The organism is Catenovulum sediminis (assembly GCF_007289895.1).
Lineage (GTDB): Bacteria > Pseudomonadota > Gammaproteobacteria > Enterobacterales > Alteromonadaceae > Catenovulum > Catenovulum sediminis.
Genome location: NZ_CP041661.1, coordinates 614512 through 640411 on the forward strand (window position 1 = coordinate 614512; position 25900 = coordinate 640411).

Annotated in this window: 18 protein-coding genes and 1 pseudogene; 5 read left to right on the forward strand and 14 right to left on the reverse strand. The window is 40.0% G+C overall.

Annotation, left to right across the window (positions count from 1 at the left end):
- Positions 1-12: 12 nt before the first annotated feature.
- Positions 13-1311, reverse strand: a complete 1299-nt coding sequence (locus FNT16_RS19730) for a DUF2254 domain-containing protein (RefSeq protein WP_143873737.1) — start codon at positions 1309-1311, stop codon at positions 13-15.
- A gap of 176 nt (positions 1312-1487) precedes the next feature.
- Positions 1488-1880, reverse strand: coding sequence for a hypothetical protein (locus tag FNT16_RS19735; RefSeq protein WP_143873739.1), 393 nt, complete (start codon positions 1878-1880; stop codon positions 1488-1490).
- Between the two features lie 163 nt (positions 1881-2043).
- Between FNT16_RS19735 and FNT16_RS20930 the strand changes: the two genes are divergently transcribed.
- Positions 2044-2619, forward strand: a complete 576-nt coding sequence (locus FNT16_RS20930) for a hypothetical protein (protein WP_246072555.1) — start codon at positions 2044-2046, stop codon at positions 2617-2619.
- A gap of 108 nt (positions 2620-2727) precedes the next feature.
- Positions 2728-5670, forward strand: coding sequence for an Ig-like domain-containing protein (locus FNT16_RS20935; RefSeq protein ID WP_246072557.1), 2943 nt, complete (start codon positions 2728-2730; stop codon positions 5668-5670).
- A 101-nt stretch (positions 5671-5771) separates the two neighbouring features.
- Here the strand turns inward: FNT16_RS20935 and FNT16_RS19745 are convergent, their stop codons facing one another.
- The 7 genes and pseudogenes from FNT16_RS19745 to FNT16_RS19775 form a co-directional block, all read right to left on the reverse strand.
- Entirely contained in the window at positions 5772-6857 is a 1086-nt protein-coding gene (locus FNT16_RS19745; protein ID WP_143873741.1) for an NHL repeat-containing protein, read from the reverse strand.
- 103 nt (positions 6858-6960) lie between these two features.
- A complete protein-coding gene (locus FNT16_RS19750; protein ID WP_143873743.1) occupies positions 6961-7725 on the reverse strand; it encodes a phytanoyl-CoA dioxygenase family protein in 765 nt (254 codons plus the stop codon).
- Between the two features lie 343 nt (positions 7726-8068).
- Complete coding sequence (locus FNT16_RS19755) at positions 8069-8857, reverse strand: IclR family transcriptional regulator (RefSeq protein ID WP_143873745.1); 789 nt, start codon at positions 8855-8857, stop codon at positions 8069-8071.
- Between the two features lie 46 nt (positions 8858-8903).
- A complete protein-coding gene (locus FNT16_RS19760; protein ID WP_143873747.1) occupies positions 8904-9614 on the reverse strand; it encodes a SapC family protein in 711 nt (236 codons plus the stop codon).
- 15 nt (positions 9615-9629) lie between these two features.
- Positions 9630-11182, reverse strand: a pseudogene (locus tag FNT16_RS19765) (tryptophan halogenase family protein).
- Between the two features lie 138 nt (positions 11183-11320).
- Entirely contained in the window at positions 11321-13405 is a 2085-nt protein-coding gene (locus FNT16_RS19770) for a hypothetical protein (protein WP_143873748.1), read from the reverse strand.
- Positions 13406-13459: 54 nt separating this feature from the next.
- Positions 13460-17110, reverse strand: coding sequence for a TonB-dependent receptor domain-containing protein (locus FNT16_RS19775; RefSeq protein WP_143873750.1), 3651 nt, complete (start codon positions 17108-17110; stop codon positions 13460-13462).
- A 429-nt stretch (positions 17111-17539) separates the two neighbouring features.
- Between FNT16_RS19775 and FNT16_RS19780 the strand changes: the two genes are divergently transcribed.
- Entirely contained in the window at positions 17540-18367 is an 828-nt protein-coding gene (locus FNT16_RS19780) for a type 2 periplasmic-binding domain-containing protein (RefSeq protein ID WP_143873752.1), read from the forward strand.
- Between the two features lie 255 nt (positions 18368-18622).
- On the opposite strand, the gene aldA is transcribed toward FNT16_RS19780, so the two are convergent.
- Genes aldA through FNT16_RS19800 form a run of 4 tightly spaced genes read right to left on the reverse strand, consistent with a single transcriptional unit; the run spans position 18623 to position 22990 of the window.
- Positions 18623-20074, reverse strand: coding sequence for an aldehyde dehydrogenase (gene aldA / locus FNT16_RS19785; protein WP_143873754.1), 1452 nt, complete (start codon positions 20072-20074; stop codon positions 18623-18625).
- A 4-nt stretch (positions 20075-20078) separates the two neighbouring features.
- Positions 20079-20843 carry an SDR family oxidoreductase gene (locus FNT16_RS19790; RefSeq protein ID WP_143873755.1) on the reverse strand — a complete coding sequence of 255 codons (765 nt, stop codon included), beginning with the start codon at positions 20841-20843 and terminating at the stop codon, positions 20079-20081.
- 11 nt (positions 20844-20854) lie between these two features.
- Complete coding sequence (locus tag FNT16_RS19795) at positions 20855-21877, reverse strand: zinc-dependent alcohol dehydrogenase (RefSeq protein WP_143873757.1); 1023 nt, start codon at positions 21875-21877, stop codon at positions 20855-20857.
- Positions 21878-21889: 12 nt separating this feature from the next.
- A complete protein-coding gene (locus FNT16_RS19800) occupies positions 21890-22990 on the reverse strand; it encodes a mandelate racemase/muconate lactonizing enzyme family protein (RefSeq protein WP_143873925.1) in 1101 nt (366 codons plus the stop codon).
- 415 nt (positions 22991-23405) lie between these two features.
- On the opposite strand from FNT16_RS19800, the gene FNT16_RS19805 reads away from it, so the two are divergent.
- Positions 23406-24017, forward strand: a complete 612-nt coding sequence (locus tag FNT16_RS19805) for a GntR family transcriptional regulator (RefSeq protein WP_143873758.1) — start codon at positions 23406-23408, stop codon at positions 24015-24017.
- Here FNT16_RS19805 and FNT16_RS19810 read toward each other — a convergent pair.
- Positions 24010-24906 (reverse strand): LysR family transcriptional regulator, encoded by an 897-nt coding sequence (locus FNT16_RS19810; protein WP_143873759.1) that lies wholly within the window; start codon positions 24904-24906, stop codon positions 24010-24012. The two genes, FNT16_RS19805 and FNT16_RS19810, sit on opposite strands and share 8 nt — an antisense overlap.
- A gap of 127 nt (positions 24907-25033) precedes the next feature.
- Here FNT16_RS19810 and fdhD point away from each other — a divergent pair, with 127 nt between their 5' ends.
- The gene (gene fdhD / locus FNT16_RS19815; RefSeq protein ID WP_143873761.1) at positions 25034-25813 is read left to right on the forward strand and encodes a formate dehydrogenase accessory sulfurtransferase FdhD; all 780 of its coding nucleotides are present in this window, start codon (positions 25034-25036) and stop codon (positions 25811-25813) included.
- Positions 25814-25900 lie beyond the last annotated feature (87 nt).

Consider the following 25900-nt stretch of genomic DNA (forward strand, 5'->3'; position numbering starts at 1 on the left):
AAGGCCTAGTCTTTAATTTCGATCCTGATTCAAGGTTAAATCCGCATTTTTACTTGCAGCATTCTTAACTGTTGCTATGTCTTCTTCAATATCAAGTGCTTTACATGCCCGCTTTAACGCTAAATTTCTGTGATATCTAGCCGCTTTCTGAATACTCTCATTGTTAAGTGACTCAAGAGAACTCAGCGCTTTTTGTAAACGAATACCTACTTCTACCGTGCCGGCTCCATCTCGAGCGATGGATGTAAAAGCGTCGTCGAACATATCAGATATCGAGATCTCCGGCACCGCTACTCGGTCATACTCGATCAGATTTCGAGCCTCGGGATTGGAGGGCTCATTGATAAGAGAAATTACACGAACTAATGTGCCAATGACTTTTATCGCTGTACCTGGATCGTTAACAGCTGGGGATAGAGCTCGAGCTGCAATTTCTGATAAGGCGACCAGGCCAAATCTAGGATCATCTTCGAACGTACGGTCGTTGCCGATTTGGAACGCGCTGAGCAGGCTAGGGTAGTCAATGCCAGTCTGTTCGCCTGATGAAATGGTTACGTAAGCCAACGCCCGATTGGATGACGCAAAAGTTCCTGGTAATGCCAACACCACTACCTGCGCGTCAACACCTTCTGCCCAGCTTTGAAGTACCGCCATATCGATATGCTGAACATAACCAATTTTCGAGGCATACACTGCTTGCCCCGGTCCCAGTGTTCCTGATGTTGATATGCCCCCGAGAGTCGGCTTATCTCGCCTTCTTATCAGCGCTCTTTCCGTCGCCCCTTCTACCTTATCAATCGTCGAACCAATTCGCCCCAATCTAGCAATGCTGTCGACCCAACGCACAAACGTCACGATTACCACTGCAAATACGATCACCGTTAGAGCGAAAAGGACGAAGAGTCCTGCGCTTTCATAGAAATCATTTTTCAATGCAGTAAGTGCTACTACACTAAAAATGAATGCACCTACAAAGGTAGAAAGCGCATTCTGTGACACGTCATCAGCAAGCATAAGGGCGAATGAGCGTGGGGTCGCTGAGCCGCTTGCAGCAGCGTATGCTGATACCATAGATGCCACCGAAAAAGTGGCGATCACTAACATACTGCTCGCCATAACGGAGAGCAAAGTTTCAACTGAGTCCTGTGCAACTACAGGAGCAAGATTCGCTAACTTAGAGCCATCGATAATTTTCGCAGCAAAGACCACAGCAATCGACAGTGAGCATAACGCCAATGGGCGTACCCAGAGTCGCTCACTAAAACGATTGAGCAGAAATCGGAGACGGTCAAACGAAACTAATAAATTCATGATGATCCCCTGTGTTCCGCCGTCTTACTAATGTGTGCAAAATGCTTGGCTAAAATTAGCGATGAAGGAACGCAAACCAACCGCATTGCGTCCTTTTGAATAACTTTTCGCTATTGGTGGCCATTACGACGATAATTGAGAAAATATAACGTTGCGGTAAACGACAGATTTTAAGATTAGTCGTCAATCGCAACATTTTCAAACTGAAGATGGCACTTCCGCCTACTTAACATAGAATATTCAGGAATTTTTAGCACCTTCAACTTCCCGCGAGTAACAAATACAAATTCTAGCGATTGTGGATCTATAACTTTAGGACTTGCAAAGAGGCTTTCAAAATTCCAGTGCCCTATAGTTTGCTGATCAATAATAGAACCCGATTCATCAATTAAATAGAAAATTACGTGTTCTGGATCTAATTCTAGAATAACAAGAAGCCAATCGTAGACCTCATATTGCGCTTCAAGAGTACGCCCGGAAAATGTTCCAGCTATTTGAATGCCATCTATGTATAAATAAACAAAGTTGTCGGTTATTTCTTCCAGTTTAATTCTATTTGTGATTTTCATATTCGTTTAACACCCCCGCTCAACTGGACCGTATGGTTATAACATACCAGTGATAAAAATTTAAATTTTGTTTATTCAAATGTAAATACCCATTAAACAAACAACTGTTATATGTAACATGTTGATAATCAATTCACAATAAAACAAAAAATGTAGTGTTTTTATGTTCAACTATAGAGTAAAACCGGTTGTAATCATGGGGGCTGCATTATTAATGCACCCTGCCCTTGTATTTGCACAAACTGAAACAGACATCAATTTAAATGTTAAACATTCAGTTGGTCGTGTCGCTGAGTTTGATCGCGAAAAATTTATTACTTTGCATGCAACGTTAAATGAAAACGGATGGGACGGCGAAGAAGACAAACTAAAATACATGATGGAAGATTTAAATGTGTATTTTGGTCGTGATAACGGCTCTATGCTGTGGAATTTAAATCAGGCAAATGAAGATCCCAACCGCCCAGGTTATATTGACCCGAATTACATCAACCAGAAAGGTCAGGAAAACCGTGAAATCCAATATGGCACGAATCGCGCGGATAGACACCAATATGATGATCATAACGATGTCATGATTGGCGGACAAACCAGTACATTTTGGCAAGGGCGTTCAACCCGACCTTGTTGCAATAAAGAAGGTTGGGAAATCGCCGGTGCGGGCGCAATTGGTGAATATATGGGTCGTTACGTTAACGAATTTTATCGTAACGAAGGCGAAGCGCCTTCACAAGGTTAATCTCGCCCCAGATTAGTCGAAGTATTAAACGAACCCTTATACGAGCTTATTGATGGCGAAGCGGATTCTCATGTAACGCCACTTGATGTATTCCAGTTTCATAATGACGTGGCAAGCACCTTTAAACAGTTTAACGATACCGCACTGATTGGTGGTTACACCACAGCTTTTCCAATTTTTGAAGAACGGGATTTTGCACGCTGGAATGAGCGTATGAAGCTTTTTATTGATACCAGCGGCGAATATATGGACTTCTTTTCAATTCATATATACGACTTTAACAACCTTGGAAATGATGGCAAAGTCAATTTTAAAGGCGGCCGCTTTGAAGCTACTTTTGATATGATGGAGCATTATTCTAATATTCGTTTAGGTGAAGTTAAGCCATTTGTATTATCTGAATATGCTGGGCGAGATCATAAACTTGAAAAGAATTATTGGTCTTCTTATCGTGACTGGCAATCTATGAAAGCCATAAGCCCTTTGTTATTAACGCAAATGGCACGACCCAATCAAATTTTAAAGTCGATTCCGTTTATCAATGTTAAAGCCATCTGGGGCACGTCTGAAGGCATTCCTTATAATTGGCGTTTATTACGTCAAGAAAACGAATCAGAAGCTGGCTTAAGTGGCGACTGGGTATTTACCGATGTTGTTAAATTTTACGAGCTTTGGTCTGACGTAAGCGGCACCAGAGTTGATTCAAAAACCACCAATCCAGACGTATTAATTGATACTTATGTTGATGGCAATACAGCCTACGTGATTCTAAGTAACTTAGAATACGAGCAAGAAACGGTTTATCTTAATTTATTTGGACATCAGCAAAATGATATTCAAAGTGTTAAAATTAAACATTTACACTTAGACGGAGCCAATGTTGCGCTAGACATTATAGAGCAAAATGAAGCACCAGAAGCTTTTACGCTGGATACTGAAGCAACAGCGATTATCGAATACACTTTCAACAATGAGTTAGTGATAGATCATACCGCCAAAGAGGGTAAGTACTATGCATCAACTTACAACCAAGCAATTTCGGCAAATCAATCGACTAATTTTACCATTTCAAACGTATCGCTGAGCGAATATGGTGATGCAGTTTTAAGATTAGGTATTGGCCGCGCATTGGATAAAAGCCGAATTCCGCAGGTCACTTTTAATGGTGTAAACATTGATGTACCGACTAATTTTAGTGGTGATGAGCAAGAAAATCGTCCTGAGTTTTTCAGCTTGCTTGAAATTCCAGTCCCTTACGACTTATTGCAAGAAGAAAACACAGTTTCAGTCACTTTCCCTGATGCAGGCGGCCGGATCAGCAGCGTTTCCATGCAAGTATTTGAACATAGCACGGATTTTCGAACGAAAAGCTCTCCGGTGACCGGTGTGGCTCTGTCACATGATCAACATGTTTTAGCTGTTGGAGAAACAATTACGTTAGAAGGTAAAGCGTTACCTTTTTATGCACAAAATACCGCAGTCACTTTCTCGGTGGATAATACAGAGGTTGCTAGCATAACCGAAACGGGAGAGCTGACCGGTCTAAGTGCAGGTACAGTAGTTGTCAACGCAACTTCCGTTGAAGGGGGTTTTATAGCAGAAAGTACGATTACCGTCGAAGCACCCGTTGCGGCTTCATTGCAATTAGATAATCCAAGCCAATACGCAAACACCACTTACTATACCGATGGTACTTTGGATATTACTAGCCTGTACAACGCTGGCACCGGCGAAACCGTTTCCGATCAATTTAGTGGGGTAAGCTATTTGCTGCGTCAGCTCAATGCAAATTGGGACGTCGTAAAAGATTATTCTGCAGTAGATTATGGTGCAATTGGTAAACAGAGAGGGATCTCAACAGTCAGCATGCCACTTGAAAATGTTACACCTACTGCACAATTACCGGATGGTCATTTTTATTTCTTATTCGTCCGATTTGCATCAACAGACGGAACGGTGAAATCTACAACGTTTAAAGGTATTAACATTGAAGAAAGTATTGTTGAAGAGAATGTAGAGCCTTCGATGAGCTTTGATGATGCCAACCAATATACCAGTCAAACCTATATTAGTGGTGACACCTTACCTGTTTCTGTTAACTATCAAGCGGGTACTGGCAATACAGTGACGGATACCTTAGGTGGAGTTAAATTTTTCTTACGCTTAATTGATAAATCAAGTGGCAGTTGGCAAGTGGTCAGCGATATTATTGCAAACGATAACAGTGTGGTTAGTATGCAATCTGGTATTGCAACTGCCAATTTATCCTTAACAGGGGTTTTGCCAACGGCGAGCTTACCCGCAGATCACTTTTATTATTTATGGGTTCGATTTGAGTCATCAAACGGCCTTAAATATTCAGTGAATGCATTCCCTATCACAATTGAGGCTGTAAACATTGAACCTTCACTTAGCTTTGATGATCTTGCTCAATATACCGCTACAACTTATTTGACGTCAGGCAGCTTAGACGTCAACTTAAATGTAGAAGCTGGCAGTGGCAATGTCGTAACCGATGGGCTTGGCGGCGTTAAGGTATTTTTACGCCATCTTCGTTCAAACTGGTCTGTGGTAAATGACACAATCGTTTATGATGCTTCGGTTGTCGGCGAACAAACTGCAAATGCATCAGTTTCTATACCGTTAGCTGGGCTCACACCATCTGCTCAGTTACCCGAAGGCGATTTTTACTTTTTGTTTGTTCAATTTGAATCGTCAAATGGCAACAAATATTCGGTTGCTGCCAATCCAATAACAATCGATTCAGACTTTGACCAAGACGGTATCGGCGATAGCGCTGACAATGACGACGATAACGATGGCGTACCCGATTCTATTGATCACTTTCAATATGATGATGTTTACGGCGTATTAGGAGACTTTGATGGTGACAATGATGTCGATCGCAAAGACATCTCTTATTTTGTTCGTGCATTAAGAGACCCATCACGTCACCGACCTGATTTTGACTTCAACGGTGACGGTAGAGTGCATCAAAGTGACGTTAGCCGACTGCGCACGCTGTGTACCCGCAGAAATTGCGCTGAATAGCTTCCCCCCTTATACACTTATGTGACACATTAACACGCGTTAATGTGTCACTACTGAGTTTTTTCAGATTCCTAAAAAACCTCAGGGCATGAAATGTATACTTAAAGACGCTCTAACTTAATCGGATACGATTGATTAGCACGCCATTGACCTACGTATAAATTTCCGTCATCATCAACACATAAACCATGGCAGTGATTAAATAAATTCCAACTGGTTTTCATAGGTTGCAATTCACCATTTTGATATACGGGTTGTTCGCCACCTATATTGGCAACCACCTGATTGTTTTTATCAAAAATAGCGATAAAGCCAGAGTCTTCTTCGTTTTTACCATTAATGTCAGACCAGCAAACGGGAACATAAAAATGTTCACCTTTAAATACCGGTCGTCCAACCCATGCACCTGGCACTTTAAGCGTGCGGATATAATCACCGTCTAATGTAAAAAACTTGAAGGCACATTCAGCTCTCGAACTAACCATAAGCACAGGATTGTTTGGATCGCGTCTGTCTATTTCAACGCCATGTGTATTCGCTAAGTTTAAATTTTCATCTTGATTATCATGTCCACCCCAATGACGAATGTAACGACCTTGCTTATCATATTGAATAAGATAATCAGAGCCATAACCGTCTGTTACGTATAAATCACCATTGTCGGCAATTGCTATATCAGTCGGTCTAAATGGCATATCTGGTGTATACGCGCCAACGGTTTGTGGATGACCAATGGTAAATAAAATATCCCCCTGCATATTTACTTTGGCAATAAACCCGGCTTGCGCAACAACTTTGTTGTAGGGTGAATCCCACTCATTGATTGAAACGCCATCCCAGTGTCGGTTCAGTTTCCAACCGCTGTCAACGACATACATAAATTCCTCATCGCCCTCTTGGACAATTTTTACCGCATGTGCACCAGGAAATTCTGTGCCAAAACTATCTAATAGCTCGCCGTCTTTACTGTAAATCAAAAAATTATTACGGGTATTGTCGGTCACCATGATAATGCGTCCTTGCGAATCGATCGCTAAATCATGACAATTTTCGACGGGGTACTGGTTTGAATCAAGTACTCCCCAATTTGCATTAAGTTTATATTTAAACTCATTTGCGCCGACGGCTTGACCGTTTTGCAGCGCGTTTTCTTTGGGGCTTAAATTATTTGTAATAGGGGCTGTCATATTTTGCTCCGTGACATAAACTTGTGCATGTTTAAATAGACAAGCCGCTGTTGAGTACAACTCAAAAGCGGCTATTAGTTATTTAACAAAGAGATATTCAGATTTAGCTTTCTTGCCAATTTAATATGGCATCGTCGTCAACACGCTCGAATGGGTAATAAACCGCTTCGTTTTCTTCAAATGCTTGATTACTGATTGCGTTGTACGCACATATCATTGACCAACGTGGATCTTGCGAACGGTTCTGATTTGATTTGTGCAATAAATTACAGTGGAAGAAAAGCACATCACCTGGCTCAAGCTCAACATTAATAAGCTCATGATACTTCATTGCTTCTTCAACAAATTGTAAGTCTGCACCTTTTTGATCACCGGTTTTTTGGTGATCTAAACGGCCGATATGATGCGAACCTTTTAATACCTGTAAACAGCCGTTTTCAATCGTGGCTTTGTTTATTGCAATCATGCAACTGATTGATTTGGGGTAAAGCATTAAATTATCTTTGTGCCAGTATCCAAAATCCTGATGCCATTCCCAAGCACCGCCGACAAATGGTTCTTTCATCATGATTTTTGTGCTGGTGTGATAAGTCGGTTCACCAATTAGTTTTTCGCAAGAATCAACTAAACGTCGGCTGCGTGAAAACATGCTATATAAATCATCGCCTGTTTTTTGCCACAAACAGACTTTACTGACCGCACCGCTGCCATCTTTTTTATTCCAAGCTCTGTCATATAAAGAATCGTCATTAAATGCTTTATTTTGCAGTTTGTCGATTTCAGCAGGCGTAAAGTATCCTCGCGCGATCACATAACCATCACGATTAAAATCTGCCATTTGTTGTTCTGTTAAAGATATTGCACTCATAAAAACCTCGCATCAAAAGTTAATATAACATTTCATTGTTAACAATAGTGAAGCAAGAAATTAAATAAATCAAGAAATAATTTCTATATAAATACATTATTTATATAGAAATAATAGAGCTATTTATTAATGTGCAGCAAAATCAGCAATTTATCGCAAAAAAACAATTTGAAATAAAAAATATTTTATTGTTAGGGCGGGGTAATTTTGTGGTTTGAAGGTGCAGAATGACGAAAATATGAAGACATAGGGCAGAGCGCGCGACACACCCTGCGACTAAAGACCATTAATGTTGTTAATAGCTTTATTAATAGCTTTATTAATAGCTTTATTAATAGCTTTATTAATAGCCGAGTTGCTCGGTTATTTTTGTTGCTGTCGCCACTAGTTGTATGCGCATTTCATCGCGCGATAATTTTTTCCCGGTTTGGCTATTTAAACTAGACACAGCAAGCGCTGCAACGACTTTGCCTTCGGGATGACCAATCAGTACCGCTAAATCACAAACCCCTTCTGTCATTTCACTTTCTGCTTCGTAAAAGCCTTGTTCGCGAATGCTGACTAAAAGATCATAAATAGCCTGTTGATTGCTTTTACTTTTTTTACTGAAGTTTTGATCTCGCTCTAAAATCATATCCCGCACCGAATCGTTACTGTTAGCAAGCAATACCATCCCCGATGTCGTAGACAAAGTCGGAAACAATGACCCTTCAGCAATATTTATTGAAACCGGAACTTGGCTGCGAGCCTGAACAACCACCATGGTTTGACTTTGATAAAGCATACTTAAATGGCAGGACTGGCCAATTTTAACCGCCAGATCTTCCATATGAGGCAATGCACATTGACGCACCTGATCGATTGGCGAAATAGAACGCGATAAATTGTACAGTTTAAGCGACAAACGATAGCGACCTGATAGATCATCCCGTATTAAATAACCACGAGACTCTAAACCCACCAATACACGATAAATTTCATTAGGCCCCCGGCCTAAGCCCTGAGCAATTTCTGTTTGCGTACGGGGGAGTTCCTGACTGACTAGATACTCTAAAATATCCAACCCTTTTTCTAAAGCAGGAACTGCGTATTTGTTGGTTTTGCTACTTGTCGCTTGCGTTTTGTTTTCCAATGACTTGCTCTGTATTGCTATAGATTCGTCTATGATAACGTCTTATTTATAATTCAGCTTCCCAATTAATTAATTTTTGTAAGTGGGCACCTGAACTTAAAATTAAATGGCAGACTTCTAAGATACCATTTTTATGACATTCTTCTAAATTAGCGCCAGTTAACGCAGCTAAAGCTTTGGTATCAATAGCATATAATCCATTTACTCTGGATTTTCGTCCATCTTTTAATTCAATATCCAAATTCACGCTGTGTATCAAATCGTATTCAGCTGCTTTATTTAAAATAGCCTCAGTGCGTTGAGTGCCAGCCATGAGCTGTGAAAAGCTTTTCTGAATTCTTAACAAATAATCTGATGTTTCACCTTCTTCAGTAAACAAACGCTCTCCTTGTGTTTCATTTACAAGGTCGCTATTAACATCTATTGCGATTTTTCCTGAGCTTAAATTATTTTCCTCGACCATAGCTTGAAATGGTCTACGTAAAATATCTAACGGTAAATAAGTAGATCGCCATTGCCCTTGAGATATAAACAGGTTTTGGCCTGAATCAAAGCCCAATAATGCAGTTAACTGAAACTTTCCTGTGGTTGGGTTTTTGCTTATAAATATTGGATATTCATGAATCAAGGTGCTCAATTCGTTTACTACCACAAACGATGCATTCACTTTAAACTCGGCAACATCTACTTTTTTAGTATCAACTTTAAGCGATTTATGCCTTACTTTATCTAATAATTCTACATTTGGTTGGTTCATATTTTTCCTCATTTGCTAGACCTTAGAAAGGCCATGCTGTGTTATTTGGTTAATCAAAGCTCTGTGATCCGGTAAACTTCCCAGCATATTGCGAGTCGCTATTTGATTTTGTTTAATTTGCTCTTCTACAAACGCAATTTCAGCCCCCGACAGTGAGTAAACAGGTTCTGTTTTGTAACCACTACCATAAAGCACAAACTGGAAACTGGCTGCCTGAAATAACTCACCGGTCGGTTCAAAATCGCTGACGTTTGGCACTTGATGTTTCCACAGCTCCAATAAATCTAATAGTCTGTCTGGAATGCTCTGAGTTAATCGATTGTCGCGCCAAAATGCGGTGTTTCTGTCACTCAAAACATAGTGTAATTTCAAGAAATCAATAGCCCGCCCCAGCGATAATGAAATGTTCGATTAAATCGTTGTTGCGCAATGTGCATTACGCCATGTGTCGGGGGTAACTGGTCAGCGATCATCATTGCCGATAGTTCAACTAAGACTAATGCTGAAGCTTCTAGCGGTTCTAAAAAACCTGCGGATAAACCTACTGCCACACAGTTTTTGTGCCAAAACTTTTCACGATGACCTGCCTCAAAATTGATTTTTCTTATCTCTAGACTTTTATCATCACCGCCTGTTTCTTGAATATACTTTAATAACTTATCTTGAGCTGAAGTTAAATCGGTATATTTACTGGAAAATACGTGTCCAACACCTCTTCTTGAGGGTAATCCAATGTCCCAAATCCAACCTGCTTCTTGCGCCGTAGATTGGGTATAAGGTTTGATTGCATGATTCGCTGTAGGGTATTGAACTTGTGTTGCAAGGGCGGTATCAGCAAACAATAAATGTTTGACCGACTTAAATTTAACCCCTAAAGTTTGCCCCAATAGCAGTGATTGAAAGCCAGTGCAATCTACAAATAAATCTCCGCTCAGTTCTCCTTTTTCAGATAACACGACCGACTGAATGTCGCCGCTCACACTCAAGTTCACATCAGTGACTTCAGACAAAACATGCTGCACACCAAGCTTGTTTACGCAATGCTTTTGTAAAAAGCCGGCAAATTTACCCGCATTCAAGTGGTAGCCATAATTAGCTGCTTTTGCATATTCGGCATGCGTAATCGCTTTAGGTGCGATATTGTGTTCACACAACTGCTCTTGTGTAGTAAATAACTGACTCAATGAGCCTTGGTTAGTATTGTGTATCCAATACTCAGGTAATAAACCCTCAAGTGAACCAATCGGCACTTCAAACGGGTGATAATAATAATTTTGCTGCTTGTCGCTTCCCCAGTTCACAAACTTAGAACCTTGTTTAAACGACACATCACACTCACGAATAAATTCAGTTTCTGAGATCCCCATGCTGCTGAGCGTTGAGGGCATTGTAGGCCAAGTTCCTTCGCCTACACCAACCGTTGGAATATTAGGTGACTCACAAAGGGTAATGGTTAATTCTTTTTGTAGAACTCGGGTTCTTAAACGAGATGCTAAGATGCCTGCAGTCAACCACCCTGCAGTTCCCCCCCCGATGATAACGATGCTTTTAACTTCTCTACGTGACATGTGCAGCTTAGCCCACTTACTTATTTTCGTTAACTTTAAACTATTTTATTAATACTAGCTTATTGTAAAGCAAAAAGCTTCAATCCGAGGATTGAAGCTTTTATTTTTTAACGTTTAATTGCTTGAAACTACAATGAATTATGGAATAGCGTATAAAGTCACGTTGTCGATGATGTAAGTAGTGTCAGCTCTTTTTAACAGAATACGCACAAATACATCTTCGTTTTCCCAGTCTGGAGTTCCTGAAGCCGCATCTGTATTTAATACAACTTTAACCGCTTCATTGACCGTATTGCTCCAAATTTCACCAAACGCGAGTACGTTACCATTTGCCGTTTCAAGTCGTACATCAAAGCCACTTGCTGCGTCTGCAGGTGCATTAGTCGCGTGAATATCAAGCTGAACGACGTAGCGACCAGACGTTTTTACTGCACCAGCCTGTACAGGCAAAATGATATCTGCTGAATAGCCGGATTTACCGGTTGTATCGACAGATACAGAGTAAATACCTGTTCTTTCTGACGCTGTTGCGTCTGTGATAAGGATATTACCTTCACCGTTGGTTTGTGGTAACTCGCCTGATTCAAATGTCCCCGCACCACTGACTAATACATTATTGTCAAACGGGTGGATATCCGTAATATCAACAATTCTCAAATCATCAACATACGCATTGGTTGTTGAACAGCAACTAGACGGGCCGTTAAATGCCTGAAATGCTGCTTTTGGCACAATTGGAAAGCCCCAAGAAAAGGTGTTGAAGATTTTTGCACCTTCATTCCACTGCGTTGAATCTACAACCCAAGGTCTGAAACCACCGTCCCACCATGCTCTTCCAACATCACCTTCACCATAGGCATTAAAGTGTACAAAATTGGCTGTAACCGGATCTGCGGTTTTAAACCAACCGGCGTAGTAATACATTCTATCAACTTCAGCAGTCCAGTTTAATGCGATACCTACGCCTTTTTCGAGTAAAACAGAATTAGATCCGCTTCTCGCTTCTGCAGTTGTCACCTGAGGTAACTCTGGTCCTTCCCAACCGAATTTTGCCCAACCAGAAGAAGCAGGTAAGTCACCTGTAGCGACGCCTTCAAAACCATCAGAAGCCCCGTTTTGCGCAATGATATTTGACTCTACACCTTTGACCGTTATTGTTAATGAGCGTTCGCCGTCTGATACATTACCTTGGTCATCAGCTACTTTATATGTAAACTCAAACGTTTTTGTTTTACCCGCTTCGATTTCGGTTAAAAATGCGGTCGGTATAAACTTAAGGTTGGTACCATCCAACATTGCACCAAACATTAAATCGCTTGAGCCATTTACTTTAACATCACTCACAATGATGTTATCACCTTCACGGTCAACAGTGCCTTCAACTAAATCGTATACTTTTGCGTTTGCAGTTTCGTTAACTTCATCCGTTAAGAAATATTCTGCAAATAATGGCGCTCCAGGTACATCTTTAACACCTAAGATGTTGACTTCTAAATCACGATCAATCGTAAATCTGTGATCGCTTATTTGATAAGTAAATTTAAGCGTAACTTTTTCGCCATCGTCGATTTGACTTTTGACTGACGCTATATCTAACGATAATTGATTATCTTCAAGTGTAAATGGGATGGTAAACTTGTTGCTGGCATCAGCAACTACGTTGCTCGCAACTAAAGTTTCACCGTCTTGGTCACTAACACCCGTCATTAAATTTACCGAACCGCTAGCTGCATCACGCGTATAGTTACCAACTAGTTTGCCTTCCGCTTCTGGCGCAAAGTCTTCACCGGTAACATTAATTGTTAAAGTACGTGCTACACTTGCAAAACCATCTGAGATTTCATAGTTGTAGATGACAGTTTTCGTTTCACCTGTATCTAACATATCGCGTAAAATCTCAGTATCAACTTCTACCCATACGCCATTGTTACGAAAACCGTCTAACTCTTCAGTATTGGTTGTCATATTAACAACTTGCATATTATCGCCGTCTTTATCAACAGCTAAACCATTTGAGCCTCTAGCTTTACCATCAATAGTACCCATTAGGTATACGTTTGTGGCTGCATCTTTTTCATGCAAGTTAATAACAATGTCTCCACCGTGCTCTGGCGCAGTATTTCCTTCTGCGGTTTTTTCAGTTGGTTTAAAATCTTCTTCTGAACAACCCGACAATGCCGTTAGCATTGCCGCAACAAGCATAGTTTTATTAAATAATTTCATAACTTTTCACCATTCTTTTATCAATGAGGCACTTAGTGCCTCACTTCAACTAATTTAGAAATTGACACGAACACCAAAGCGGAAAGTTTTACCCACTTTATAGTTGGTATACGTTCGTGATTTGGGCGCTTCGCCTTCAAGCGGATTACCTTCGTTGTAACCAACGAAGGTGTAACCGTCGTCGTTATCCGCATACACTTTTTGCACATCTAAAGTACGGCTGGTGAAATAAGTTCTATACGCTGCATCTGTTAAGTTTGTTGCCTGCAATGTAAATTGAACTTGATCATTTAGCTTGTATGAAAGTGATAAATCGAGAGAGTCACGCCCTTCATTCCAAATAGAGCCTTGGTTCCAAGTACGGCCACGTTGCATCGTATTCCAATCGATACCCACCAAGGTATCTGAAGTTCCACGATAACTTAAACGAACCTGATGACCATCTTGCTCCCAGAATGTTGTAAAGTTATAAGTATGCTCTGGCGTATCAGCCACGGGTAATTCAGGAAGGCTATTACCCGTTACCGGATCGATATTCGCGTCATAACTACTATCCTGATAGGTATAGTTAGCTGACACACCTAAGCCACCCAATACACCCGGTAAGAAATCATATGTTTGAGAATAACCAAATTCTAAACCATTAATTTCTGCACCTTTACCATTGTTAACTGTATTGATTTGATAAATTGCACATAAATCACGTAAGTCGTTGCTCATTGCCAACTGATCATCTTTATTGAACGGGAAATCAGCGGTTGAACGAATAGGCATACAACCTTGCAAGCCAAAATCTTCTTTAGTTTCATCTGGCTGCATAGTGATTTGACTTGGGTCCACACTATCCAAGTCACCTAAATTACGTAAGTCTTGCAAGTAAGCCAAAGATGATGTCACATCTGTAAAATTAGACATATCTTTTCTAAAGTAAGCCACACTCAACATTGAAGTTGGGTTGAAGTACCATTCTAACGATAAATCTAGGTTTTTAGATTCTAATGGATCAAGTTCAGTGTTGTAGCGGAATACTGAGTTATTATAAAACGCATTACCACCACCCCAGTAACCCCCTTCTTTCACCTCAAAACCAGAGCGTAATAAATCAATTTCAGGTCTGGTCATCGTTTTAGATATCGCAAAACGACCGACGAATTCATCCGAAAACGCATAGTTCAAGTTTAAACTCGGTAGCACATTGGTATAACTATGTGAGCCTGTGCTTGGAACAGATTGGGTCTTTTTGTTGGTTTGATTTCCTGGTGTAAAACCAACGGTATCAAACTCATTAACAGTTTCACCGTCCCAAGTAATATTTGAATCCCATCCCCAAACATGAGTCGTGGATACGTCAGCATAGCGCCACATACTGGCCCAACTTACTACAGGGAACTCTTGTGTATCATTGTCTATTCCATCTGTCGCTAACTCATAATACTCAGCGTAAACTGGGTCATGACATGCCCCTTGATCTTCAATACGCGTCCAATTGCTTGGATCTGGACCAGAAGATGTGTCCCAACCTAAACCATCTACACGTTCATATTTTGAAGTGTACCCGGCATCTGTTCGGCTTAAAGGACGACACTCTGGCAATGATTTATCGCGCAGCTCTCTTAATTTAACAAGATCAAATTCACGTTCTAAGTTCGTTGCATCGTGTGTCCAAAAATTAGCACCACCATAACCGATTGATGCGTCCACATCAGTTTTAACATAGCGAACACCAATATCACCCGTTAAGCGACCATCAAACCCTTCAAAATTTGCTTTAAAGTAGATTGATTGAGTATCAATATCGGTTTTACGTGTTTTGGTATTGTCGATATTAGGGACAGTTCGAGAATCATCCAAAATTAAGTTTCGCGCTTCAATTACGTCAATTGGCGTCCAATTTGAAGTTGCAGGGCCGCGGCCATAACCAAGTGAAGCCATGAAGTCGTCATACTCTAAGCCGCTTTCGCGCGCAATAAGCGGCGCACGCAAATCAGTAAGTGGTCCACCGATATCAACCAATTTATTACCAAGTTCATCTTCGATTACGCTTGTTTGCGTGGATGAAGTAAATGTATAAACCTGATCGTCGACATATTTTTCGCGCTTGCTGGCTTTGACACCAAACTCAAAAGAGGTGACTGGGCCTAAATCAACAAAATAGTCAAAATCTAATTGCGCATTGGCTAAATCATCTTCCACTGTTCTGTCTGTGACTGAAATAAAGCCCATGTGGAAGGTTTCAAGATCTCTTGGGTTAAAACCTGTTAATACATTGGTATTGTCCGTCCAACCAGGTTGTACTGCACCGTCTTCATCTGTGTATGACAATATATTTTCGCCTAAGCCAATAAGCGTATCGCCCGTGACCATTTCACACAAACCAGAGGTACAGTCATAACCAACAGGCGTAACATCTGCACCGGCTTCAAACAACTTAGGCGAAGTTACCTGAGTCCAGTTTTGCATGTTTGTCCAGCCATTGGGCAAACTTTTTGATTCACTAGAAGAATAACCAAGTGCAGCCGATGCTCTTAAGTCATCGGTAATATCGATTTCGTACTTAAGCGTTGCACTTAAGTTATCTTCTTCACTACCGCCTTCTGAACGGCTGATATCACCTGCACCAAAACGATCAACCTTTTTCAACATGGTTTTGGTTTGAGCATCAATCACATACCAATCAGCATGCGGATCTGAAAATTCAGCAACATATTCAGGGTAGTTGGTAAGTGGTTTTTGTCCGAAAATAAAGTTACTCGATGTGCCACCTGTGTCACGTGTTTTAATACCATCAAACGAGGTATTTTTTGTTTGTTGTGTATAAGTTAAGTCAAAAGTTAATTCACTGGTATCAGTAGGCAACCACTGCAAACCTAAAGTTAAACCTGAACGCTCTGTTTCTGATAGGTGTAATTCGTAACCGGTATTCTGGTGCGTAATTGCGCGGTCGTTAGTGACGATATTACCGTCTAGATCAGAAGCAGTATGGAAAGTTCGAGATGCGATAAAATCTTCAACTTTGTACTGATCTCGTCTTGTCGTGTTTGTTTCGTTGTAGGCAGTTAATGCAACACCAAAGGTATCGTCCAAAAACTTTTCAGAAAGAGATAATTGCAACTTATAATTAGTATCGTCGGCGTAGTCATTATAACGCCCCTGAATCGTAGCAGAACGGATGTCATCGGTGACATTTAAAGGTTTTACCGTTACCAAATTTACACTACCGCCCAATGAGCCTTCATCGTGGTCAGCACTGGCTGTTTTAATAACTTCTAAGCGAGATAAAATATCAGCAGAGAAGGTACTTAAATCAACAGCTTGGCTAAAATCAGTTGTTGTTAATTGCTGGCCATTTATCGAGATGTTATTTTGCTGCGAAGTCGCACCACGAATCGTAATCTGCGAACCTTCGCCGTCTCGGCTAACAATTGATACACCGGTCACACGGCCCAAAGCATCAGCGATGTTTTGGTCGGTATTTTTACCAATGTCTTCAGCGTTGATTGTGTCGGCAATGTTTTTTGCAAAACGTTTGTCGTTAATTGATTTCGCAAGGCTTCCTCTGAAACCTTGGACCTCAATGACTTCAACCTCTTCTTTTTGTTCTTTTTCAGTTGAATCATCTTCCGCTGCATATGCCTGCATACTCACGCTAGTGAGTATAGCAAACGATAAAGCGCTTAATTTAAATCGTTCTTGTGTTGTTGGCATCTTTCATCTCCACTAAGGACTTCAATACTTCGCTAATTCCAAAATATCCATTTCGGTTATTTAGCGTGAGTTAAATATGTATTTGCTAATACAACGTAAACAAACCACATGCCAATAGTATATTGTCAACAATAAACATAAATCAACCATAATTTACAAATTAATCACAATATTGTGATAATTATTATCAACAGCAGTCGAAGTTAAATTAACAATTCAAAAACATAAACAACAAAAATAGTCTGACAATCCTGTTTTTGACAAATTTAGCTATACTTAAAATTAATTTGTCAGTACGCTCGTTACTCAAGCATTGGATTTGTTGCTATACGACTTATGAATCGAACTTATAAATACAAATGTGTGAATACCCTAACGACCATGTTCGTGTGTACATATCTCGCTTTATATAGTGGTTTTAGTGGTTTCGTGAACGCTAATACGGCTGTTTCTCAAGATATAAAAATACAAGTAGGTATCTCAAAAGAAGATAAAAAGGTTTATTTAGATTGGACGACAAACCAAAATTGCTCTGAAGTCACTCACTATTTAACGTCATATTCGCCCAGACCTGCCGTAGAAGTACTGATATTTTGTAAAGCACTAAAAGCGGCTGGTTTAAATTTTCGCTTAGAGCTTATAGAGTCAGGTAACTACAGCCGCAACCTTAAGCTAATGAGCAGCCAGTATATCCATACCACCGCTGAAACGGTTTGGTATGAACAAGCAAAAAAACTGAATGTATATGTGAGTTTGCCAGTTTTTGATAAAGAAACGATAGAAAAAGGGCTTTTTACCCTGCCAAACCACCCTCTGCTTAAAATCCCCAGCTACAAATTAACAAGTCAACTTCAGAACTACGTTGGTATCAGCGTCGGACACTGGTTTTATGACTGGAAAGCAATGAATGAAATCACATCACAGGTTATTTCTGCGCCAAGCCAAGCATCAATTCACAGAATGGTTGCAGCCAAAAGAGCTGATTTTTGTTTCGGTGAGTTTAATCAAAATATGACGTTTACAATGGAAGGTATCGAATTAGTTAACATACCCAATGTTAAAATTAAACTGGCAGGCAGCCGGCATTTCATTGTTAACAAAAATATGGAAAACAGTGAGCTTATTTATACTAATTTGAATAAAGGCATCGAACTGTTAAGAGCGAAAGGTGAAATAGAAAAAACCAAAGAATTGTCTGGCGTTAAAAACACAGCCGTCAAAGATTGGATATTATTAAATCCAAATAATGCTTCTTAGTCTTAATGTTCCGTATAAAAAAATGCCCTTAAATACTTTTAAGGGCAACAGGACACACACAAAACAGGGTTATTAAAAGACTGAATTTCAATTCAAACCTTCAATAAAGTTAATTGTACATTGTTAACAATAATAATCAAGTAAACCAACTTAAATTTATTCTATTTTTTTACAAACATGTCAAACATAATACAAAAAAGCTACTTGCATTTTCACGCAAGTAGCTTTTTGTTTAAAACGCGATAAGCAGTTTAATTATAGACTTTCTTTAAAATAGATGGTTTTCTTTTCTACGTACTGCTCTAGCCCATATTTACCGTCTTCACCACCAAAACCACTTTGTTTCCAACCATTGTGGAAACCTTGGTGTTGCTCACCTATGCCTCGGTTGATATAAACTTCACCCACTTCCATTTCGTCAATTGAGCGATGAATGTAGTTTAAGTTTTGTGTGTATAAATACGCCGACAATCCATATTCACTATCGTTGGTATAAGCGATAGCTTCATCAATACTACTGATTTTAACAATTGGCAAAATCGGACCAAATGTTTCTTCATGTACTAGGATGTTATCTTGTTTTACGTCTACCAGTACGGTTGGTTCGTACCAGTTTCCGCCTTCAAAACCTTCAATACTGGCTTGTTTACCACCTAAAACTAATTTAGCGCCCTGCTCAATCCCTTTTTCAACGATATGATGGATGTTTTTAATTTCAGATTGGTTAACTTTTGGTCCCATTTCGGTTGTTGGGTCCATTGGGTCGCCTACTTTTATCGCTTTCACTTTTGGTAAGAATTTTTCGATAAAGGCATCGTATACAGATTCATGTACATAAAGTCTTTCGGCACAAGTACAAACCTGACCACAGTTAAGATAACGTGCAACCACAGCATCATCTACTGCTTTGTCTAAGTCGGCATCTTCCATTACTATCATGGGCGCTTTACCACCAAGTTCAAGCATGGTCGGTGTTAAATACTCAGCACTGGTTTTGTAAATAATCTTGCCTGCGCGTGTACTACCCGTCATGGTAATTAATTTAGTAATTGGGCTTTCACAAAGTGTTTGACCAATTACCGAGCCAGTACCGTTAACAATATTTAATACACCCGCTGGTATGCCAGCTTCATTTGCTAAACGACCTAACTCTAATGTTGCTAATGGCGTTTCTTGTGTCGGCTTAACGACGATCGAATTACCGGTGATTAATGCCGGACCAATTTTACGACCGGCAAGCGCCAACGGAAAGTTCCAAGCAGTAATCGCAACGACAACGCCACGCGGTACTTTATGAATGAAGATTTTTTCATCTTCATTGTCTGAAGGTAAAATGTCACCTTGCAAAGTTAACGCGTTGTCACATGCATATTCGATAAAAGTCGCTGTGGCGTTAACTTCCATTCGTGCAACTGCGATTAATTTACCTTGTTCAGCAACGAGTAATTCCGCCAACGCTTCGCTATTGTCTCGAATTAAGCTCGCGAATTTACGTAAAACACTGGCACGTGCACGAGCCGTTAACTTAGCCCAGCCTTTTTGCGCTTTATCTGCAATTTCTAATGCTTCTTTTGCATCTTCAGCACAACCTGCTGGGATTTCACCCACTAATTTACCAGTGCTAGGGCTCAATACTTGGATTGTCTCATCTGATTTAGACGGAACATATTGACCGTTGATAAAATTTAATTTGTTATGGATTTGCATGGAATTATCTCCCCATCCAGCCGCCGTCAACTAACAAGACAGCGCCGTTCATATAATTTGCTGCGTCAGAAGCTAAAAAGACTGTCGGTCCTTTAAAGTCATCTGGCTCACCCCAGCGACCTTGCGGAATGCGATCTAAGATAGATTTAGAACGCACAGGGTCGTTTCTTAAAGCTTCGGTATTGTCTGTCGCAATATAACCCGGCGCGATAGCATTCACATTAACGCCTTTTCCTGCCCACTCGTTCGCCAGTGCTTTAGTTAACTGTCCGATTGCGCCTTTACTCGCTGCATAACCCGGTACAGTGATACCACCTTGGAAAGTTAATAATGAGGCAGTGAATATAACCTTACCATGACCACGCTCAACCATTTCTTTACCTAATTCACGGCTTAAAATAAATTGTGAATTTAAGTTAATTTCAATGATTTGATCCCAATATTCGTCGCTGTGTTGAACAGCTGGGTCACGTAAAATAGAACCTGCATTATTGACCAAAATGTCAATTTGTGGGTGGTCTGCTTTTACGGCATTGATAAAACTATACAAGCTATCACGATTAGAAAAATCACACTGGTAAGCGTAAAACTTCTGACCTGTCGCGGTAACTGCTTTTTCAGGTGCAGAGCCAGATTTAGCTAAACTTGCAGACACACCAATTACGTCCGCGCCTGCTTCTGCTAAAGCCTCAGCCATCGCTAAACCAATACCACGGCTACAACCTGTAACCAATGCAACTTTGCCTTTTAAACTAAATTTATCTAACATTTTTTGCTCCATTATTCTTCGTTACAAGCGACAAGTGCTTTCATACCCTGCGGGTTGTTATCCATACTCGCAAACGCTTGACCAATATTTTCTAATTGATTGATTGAGCTAATGAATGGATTAATATCAACTTTACCAGATGCGATTAAATCAATTGCCATATCGAAATCGGCCGCTTCATATACGCGCGCACCTAATAGCTCTAATTCTTTCCAGAAAAACTGGAACATATCAACTTTAGGTTGTTGTGAGTGAATTGCGACCATAACTAACCGACCACGACGTCCAGCAATTTGTGTCATTGCTTCAATCGCTGGCTGCACACCAGAGACTTCAAATACAACGTCAGCACCTTTAGTGCCAGTCCATTCACTTACATAAGCTTCAAGGTCAGTTTCTAATGGGTTAACAGATTCAATGCCAATATTTTTAGCAAATTCACGACGCGCTTCGTTCACTTCAGAGATAAGTACATCCGCACCCACTGATTTAGCGACCAATGCAACTAACTGACCAATTGGGCCACCGCCAATAACAACCGCTTTTTCACCGGCTTTTAGACGAGAGCGTGAAATATCATGACAAGCAACTGATAAAGGTTCAATCAATGCACCTTGTTTCAAATCAACAGTTGCAGGTAGCTTATGCAAAGTACGCTCTTTGACTGTCCAGTGTTTTTGGAATGCACCTGGCGAGTCAATGCCCATAAATTTCAAATTTTGACAAATGTGCGTATAGCCCGCTTCACAAGTTGGACATTCACCACACCAGTCAAGCGGTCGAACAACAACGCGTTCACCAACTTTATGATTTTTAACATCAGAACCAACTTCAACAATAGTCCCTGACATTTCGTGACCAATTGTTTTAGGCGGTGCAACACGCTGGTCCATAACACCATGATAAATATGCATGTCGGTGCCGCAGATACCGACATAACCTACGGCAATTTTTACTTCGTCTGCTTCTGGGCTACGTTCGTTTGCTGCAACGATTTCAAAACTTTTGTTACCTATATATTGTGCTGCAATCATTTTGTGACACCTCTAAGATTGTTTAATTAAATGTGGACCGACAAGCGCAGGGTCAAACTCTACGCCAGTACCTGCTACGTCGGGTGCTACTGCACGTCCATTAGCATCAACTACGAACGGTTGCTTTGTATATTGATCAATTGGGAAAGAATGCACTTCCATATACCCAGCATGTGGCTGAGAAGACATCAATGAAACATGCAATTCATGCATACCGTGTGTACAAATTGGTAAGTTATTGATGTAAGCCAGTTCTGCCACTTTCATCCAACCGGTTATCCCGCCAATGTTTGATGCATCTGGTTGTAAAAAGCCTAATTTTGCTTGTTGAACTGCATAGTTAAATTCGTAAACGGTATGAAGATTTTCCCCCATTGCCAATGCAATTGAGGTACTTTGTGCAATGCGAGCATATCCTTGATAATCGTCCGGGATGGTCGGCTCTTCAAACCATGTAATGTCGTATTTTTCAATGGCACGGGCAAAACGAATAGCCGTTTCTACGGTTAAAGAATAATTTGCATCGACCATAAAAATAGTATCGTTGCCGATTAACTTTCTAACTGCGGCAACGCGAGCAACGTCTTCGCGATAATCTTCTTTGCCCACTTTAATTTTAACGCCTTTAAAACCGCGATCTAAATAGCCCTGAATATTTGCGAGCAATTTCTCTTCTGAAAAGTTAAGGTCAATACCACCTGCATAACAACGTGTTGAGTTATTTGCGCCACCTGCGACTTGCCATAATGGTTGGTTTAAACGCTTACATTTGATATCCCACAAAGCGATATCAACTGCTGAAATAGCAAAGCTCACTAAACCACCTCGGCCAACGTAATGTAAGTGATAAGTCATGTCTTCCCACAACTTGGCAATACGAGCAGAATCAGCACCGATGAGGATGGGTTTAATTTCATCTTCGACTAATGAATATATAGCGCGTCCGCCTTTACCACCTGTGTAAGTATAACCAACACCTTCGATGCCATCGTTACAGGTAATTCGACATACAACTATTTCAAAATGTGTGTGATCACCGTGCTTGGCATCGCTTAATACTTCCGCTAAAGGAATTTGATAATATTCTGTTTTCACGGATTTGATATTGCTCATCAAAGGCGTGATATCTAATAAATTTGATTCTTTATTTGCCACTATACTCACGAATGAAATCTCTACACTATTTTAGACATACATTCAATTGTACATTGTTAACAATAGTATTCAAACTTTTATCGCAAAAAAATTACTATTTTTATATATGCAAAATCGTTAAAACAGGTAATTTTCATCATAAATAATATAAAAAACAATTGATTAGCTGGTATTTGAGGCTTTAAAATTAAATTATAGAATTTTGCTGGAAGACGAATAAATTGATTGTTTGACAAACTTCTAATACATTTTCATTGATTATATTGACAAAATGTAATAAAAATTTCGTTTAACATTATTTTTAGTTTACAATTCACCGTCAATTTTTTATGGGCATTTATTATTACCGGCACAAATACGGATACAGAAAATTATGAATACAAGAACCAATAAAATCATCCCTGTTAGGGAGCAAATAGCGGATGCATTGAGATCAGACATCATCTCAGGTGAGTTAGCAGCCAATACTAAACTAAACGAGCAACAGTTAGCAGAGCGTTTTGGTGTGTCTCGCGGCCCTATTCGAGATGTTTTGCTAAAACTAACTAAAGAAGGCTTATTGGTTAGCAAAAACAATGTTGGCTCTTCAGTAAGTAGCCCGCTGACACCTGAGATGCAAAAGCTCAATATAGAAATTCGTCGCAAAATTGAAGAATTTGCAATCAAGAATCTAGTTGGTAAAACAACAGACCGAAATCTAGAAGAGTTAGAATCCATCATTAGTCGGATGCAAGAGCATTTTGACCGTGAAGAATTTACCGAACTGACTAAGTCTGATATCGAGTTCCACCAATACCTAGTTAATCTGGCCGGCGGCGAAGACTTAGTGAATATTTGGTATCCAATTGTAATTCGCATGCGTATGAATTATCAGCGCATCAAAACCTCACAGGCGTTAGTTGATGAACACCGTCATATTTTAGACGGCATACGCAGTAAAGATGTTAAAGCGGCCACAGCTGCGCTTAGAAAAAACATCAAGTAATATTTGCTTCAAAGGTTTGTATAAACATTTGGGCAATTGGAGACAAACTAAATGCCCTATTTAAGAAAGCAGTTTTGCCCGGTAACTGCTTTCTTATGTCCTTATAGTACAAGCTTTCTGAGTGTGCTACCGACTTTGCTGTCGTCGAGCTGACAATCGCACATCCAATACCATGATTTACAGCACTGATTAGATGAAACAGTGAGTCTGTTTCTAGTGCAATATCCAGTTCAACTCCCTCTTCTATCGCGGCATTGATAATATACTGCCTAAATTGCATGTTTTTACTAAACAAGCAAAGAGGCTTATCGACCAAATATTGCAAACTACAAAATGCATCCGGAAAATTAAATTCGTCCTTGAATGTTTCAGAATATATAATCGCAAACCGCAAAGATGCCAAAGGTGTAACCTGCAACTGTTGTTTATCGGCTTGTGATAAATTCTCAGCAAAACCTAATCCCAGATCTATCTGGTGTGTATGTAAAGCGTTCAAGATCTCTGGATTTGTCAGCACATTTATTGCAAAGCTGACATCAGGATATTTAGCTCTGAACTGCGCGATATGCGGCATAATATCGGCATTCGATTGAGGCACAATGCCTAAACGTAACACACCTGACATGCCATGATTTAATTTACTAATGCCTTCTTTTAAAGCTTGCTGTTCAAATAAAATATTTTCGGCATGCTTTAATACCAAAGCGCCCTGCTCGGTTAATGCGATAAAGTGAGAGTCACGAATCACCAATTGATTACCTAACTCTTTTTCTAAGCTTGCAATACTGGCTGATAAAGTAGGTTGGGTTACATGACACAATTGCGCAGCACGCGCGAAATGCTGCTCTTTAGCCAAGGTGTAAAAATATTTAAGCTGCCTAAGATTCAATTAAATTAACCAATCAAGTTAGTGGTATCTGATAAATTCATTCTATCATCAGATAAAATTGAATAATTGGTTTTCATTACTTTTATTGCTTAAGCTTAAGACATAGTATTTGAATACGACGTGCTTAATGCAGGCAAAACACATTATCGAACTAAACCAACCTCTTAATCCGCTTATTGAAGAAAGTGCAATCGCGATTAATGTAAATGAGATTAATTATGCAGTCATGATGGCCACACCTGATGACTTAGAGGTTTTTGTATACGGCTTTTTGTTTTCAGAAGGTGTTATCACCCAAGTTTACGACGTCCATGAAATTGAACTGGAATATTTGGAAGATGCTGTCAATATCAATGTGCAAATTGCCAATAGATGCATGCATAAACTAAAGCAACACATGCATCGATTAAAAGGCACGTCAGGTTGCGGTTTATGTGGCAAACAGGCGCTTGAACAGGCGATGCCCAAATTACCAGTACTGCTTAAATCCGAGCCTTTTGTTGTTAAAAACGCGCAATCTCTTAGAAACAAAATAGTCCAATACCAATTTAAGCGTAAAAACTCAGGTGCTATTCATTGTGCTGTATGGATAGACAGCATGTTAGATGTACTTGTCTGCAAAGAAGATATTGGCCGCCATAATGCACTTGATAAAACCATTGGTGCATTATTAAAAAACTATCACTTAAACGCGAAAGATAAACAGGCTGGCGCTTTGTTGGTGAGCAGTCGATGCAGCGCTGAATTAATACAAAAAGCAATTGTTTTTGGTGCAAATAATTTAATCAGTTTGGCCTCGCCCAGCCAGTTAGCGGTTAAATTAGCACAGCGCCATAATTTAAATTTAATTCATCTACCAAAATACGATCAAGCAATTTATTACACGCAAAATCAACCCCGTATTTAAAAACGCATTCAGGTACATAATCAGTATGGAAAATAACACAAACAAACCCAACAAAGCAGGTGGCTTACCTTCTGTCCAGTCTACGAT

What these genes read in the sequence shown, in the direction of transcription:
- FNT16_RS19800 (WP_143873925.1), bottom strand. Translation starts at nt 22,990, where the DNA reads ATGAGCAATATCAAATCCGTGAAAACAGAATATTATCAAATTCCTTTA.
- FNT16_RS19790 (WP_143873755.1), bottom strand. Translation starts at nt 20,843, where the DNA reads ATGTTAGATAAATTTAGTTTAAAAGGCAAAGTTGCATTGGTTACAGGT.
- FNT16_RS19760 (WP_143873747.1), bottom strand. Translation starts at nt 9,614, where the DNA reads ATGAACCAACCAAATGTAGAATTATTAGATAAAGTAAGGCATAAATCG.
- fdhD (WP_143873761.1), top strand. Translation starts at nt 25,034, where the DNA reads ATGCAGGCAAAACACATTATCGAACTAAACCAACCTCTTAATCCGCTT.
- FNT16_RS19745 (WP_143873741.1), bottom strand. Translation starts at nt 6,857, where the DNA reads ATGACAGCCCCTATTACAAATAATTTAAGCCCCAAAGAAAACGCGCTG.
- FNT16_RS19770 (WP_143873748.1), bottom strand. Translation starts at nt 13,405, where the DNA reads ATGAAATTATTTAATAAAACTATGCTTGTTGCGGCAATGCTAACGGCA.
- FNT16_RS19750 (WP_143873743.1), bottom strand. Translation starts at nt 7,725, where the DNA reads ATGAGTGCAATATCTTTAACAGAACAACAAATGGCAGATTTTAATCGT.
- FNT16_RS19805 (WP_143873758.1), top strand. Translation starts at nt 23,406, where the DNA reads ATGAATACAAGAACCAATAAAATCATCCCTGTTAGGGAGCAAATAGCG.
- FNT16_RS19730 (WP_143873737.1), bottom strand. Translation starts at nt 1,311, where the DNA reads ATGAATTTATTAGTTTCGTTTGACCGTCTCCGATTTCTGCTCAATCGT.
- FNT16_RS20930 (WP_246072555.1), top strand. Translation starts at nt 2,044, where the DNA reads ATGTTCAACTATAGAGTAAAACCGGTTGTAATCATGGGGGCTGCATTA.
- FNT16_RS19795 (WP_143873757.1), bottom strand. Translation starts at nt 21,877, where the DNA reads ATGATTGCAGCACAATATATAGGTAACAAAAGTTTTGAAATCGTTGCA.
- FNT16_RS19775 (WP_143873750.1), bottom strand. Translation starts at nt 17,110, where the DNA reads ATGCCAACAACACAAGAACGATTTAAATTAAGCGCTTTATCGTTTGCT.
- FNT16_RS19735 (WP_143873739.1), bottom strand. Translation starts at nt 1,880, where the DNA reads ATGAAAATCACAAATAGAATTAAACTGGAAGAAATAACCGACAACTTT.
- aldA (WP_143873754.1), bottom strand. Translation starts at nt 20,074, where the DNA reads ATGCAAATCCATAACAAATTAAATTTTATCAACGGTCAATATGTTCCG.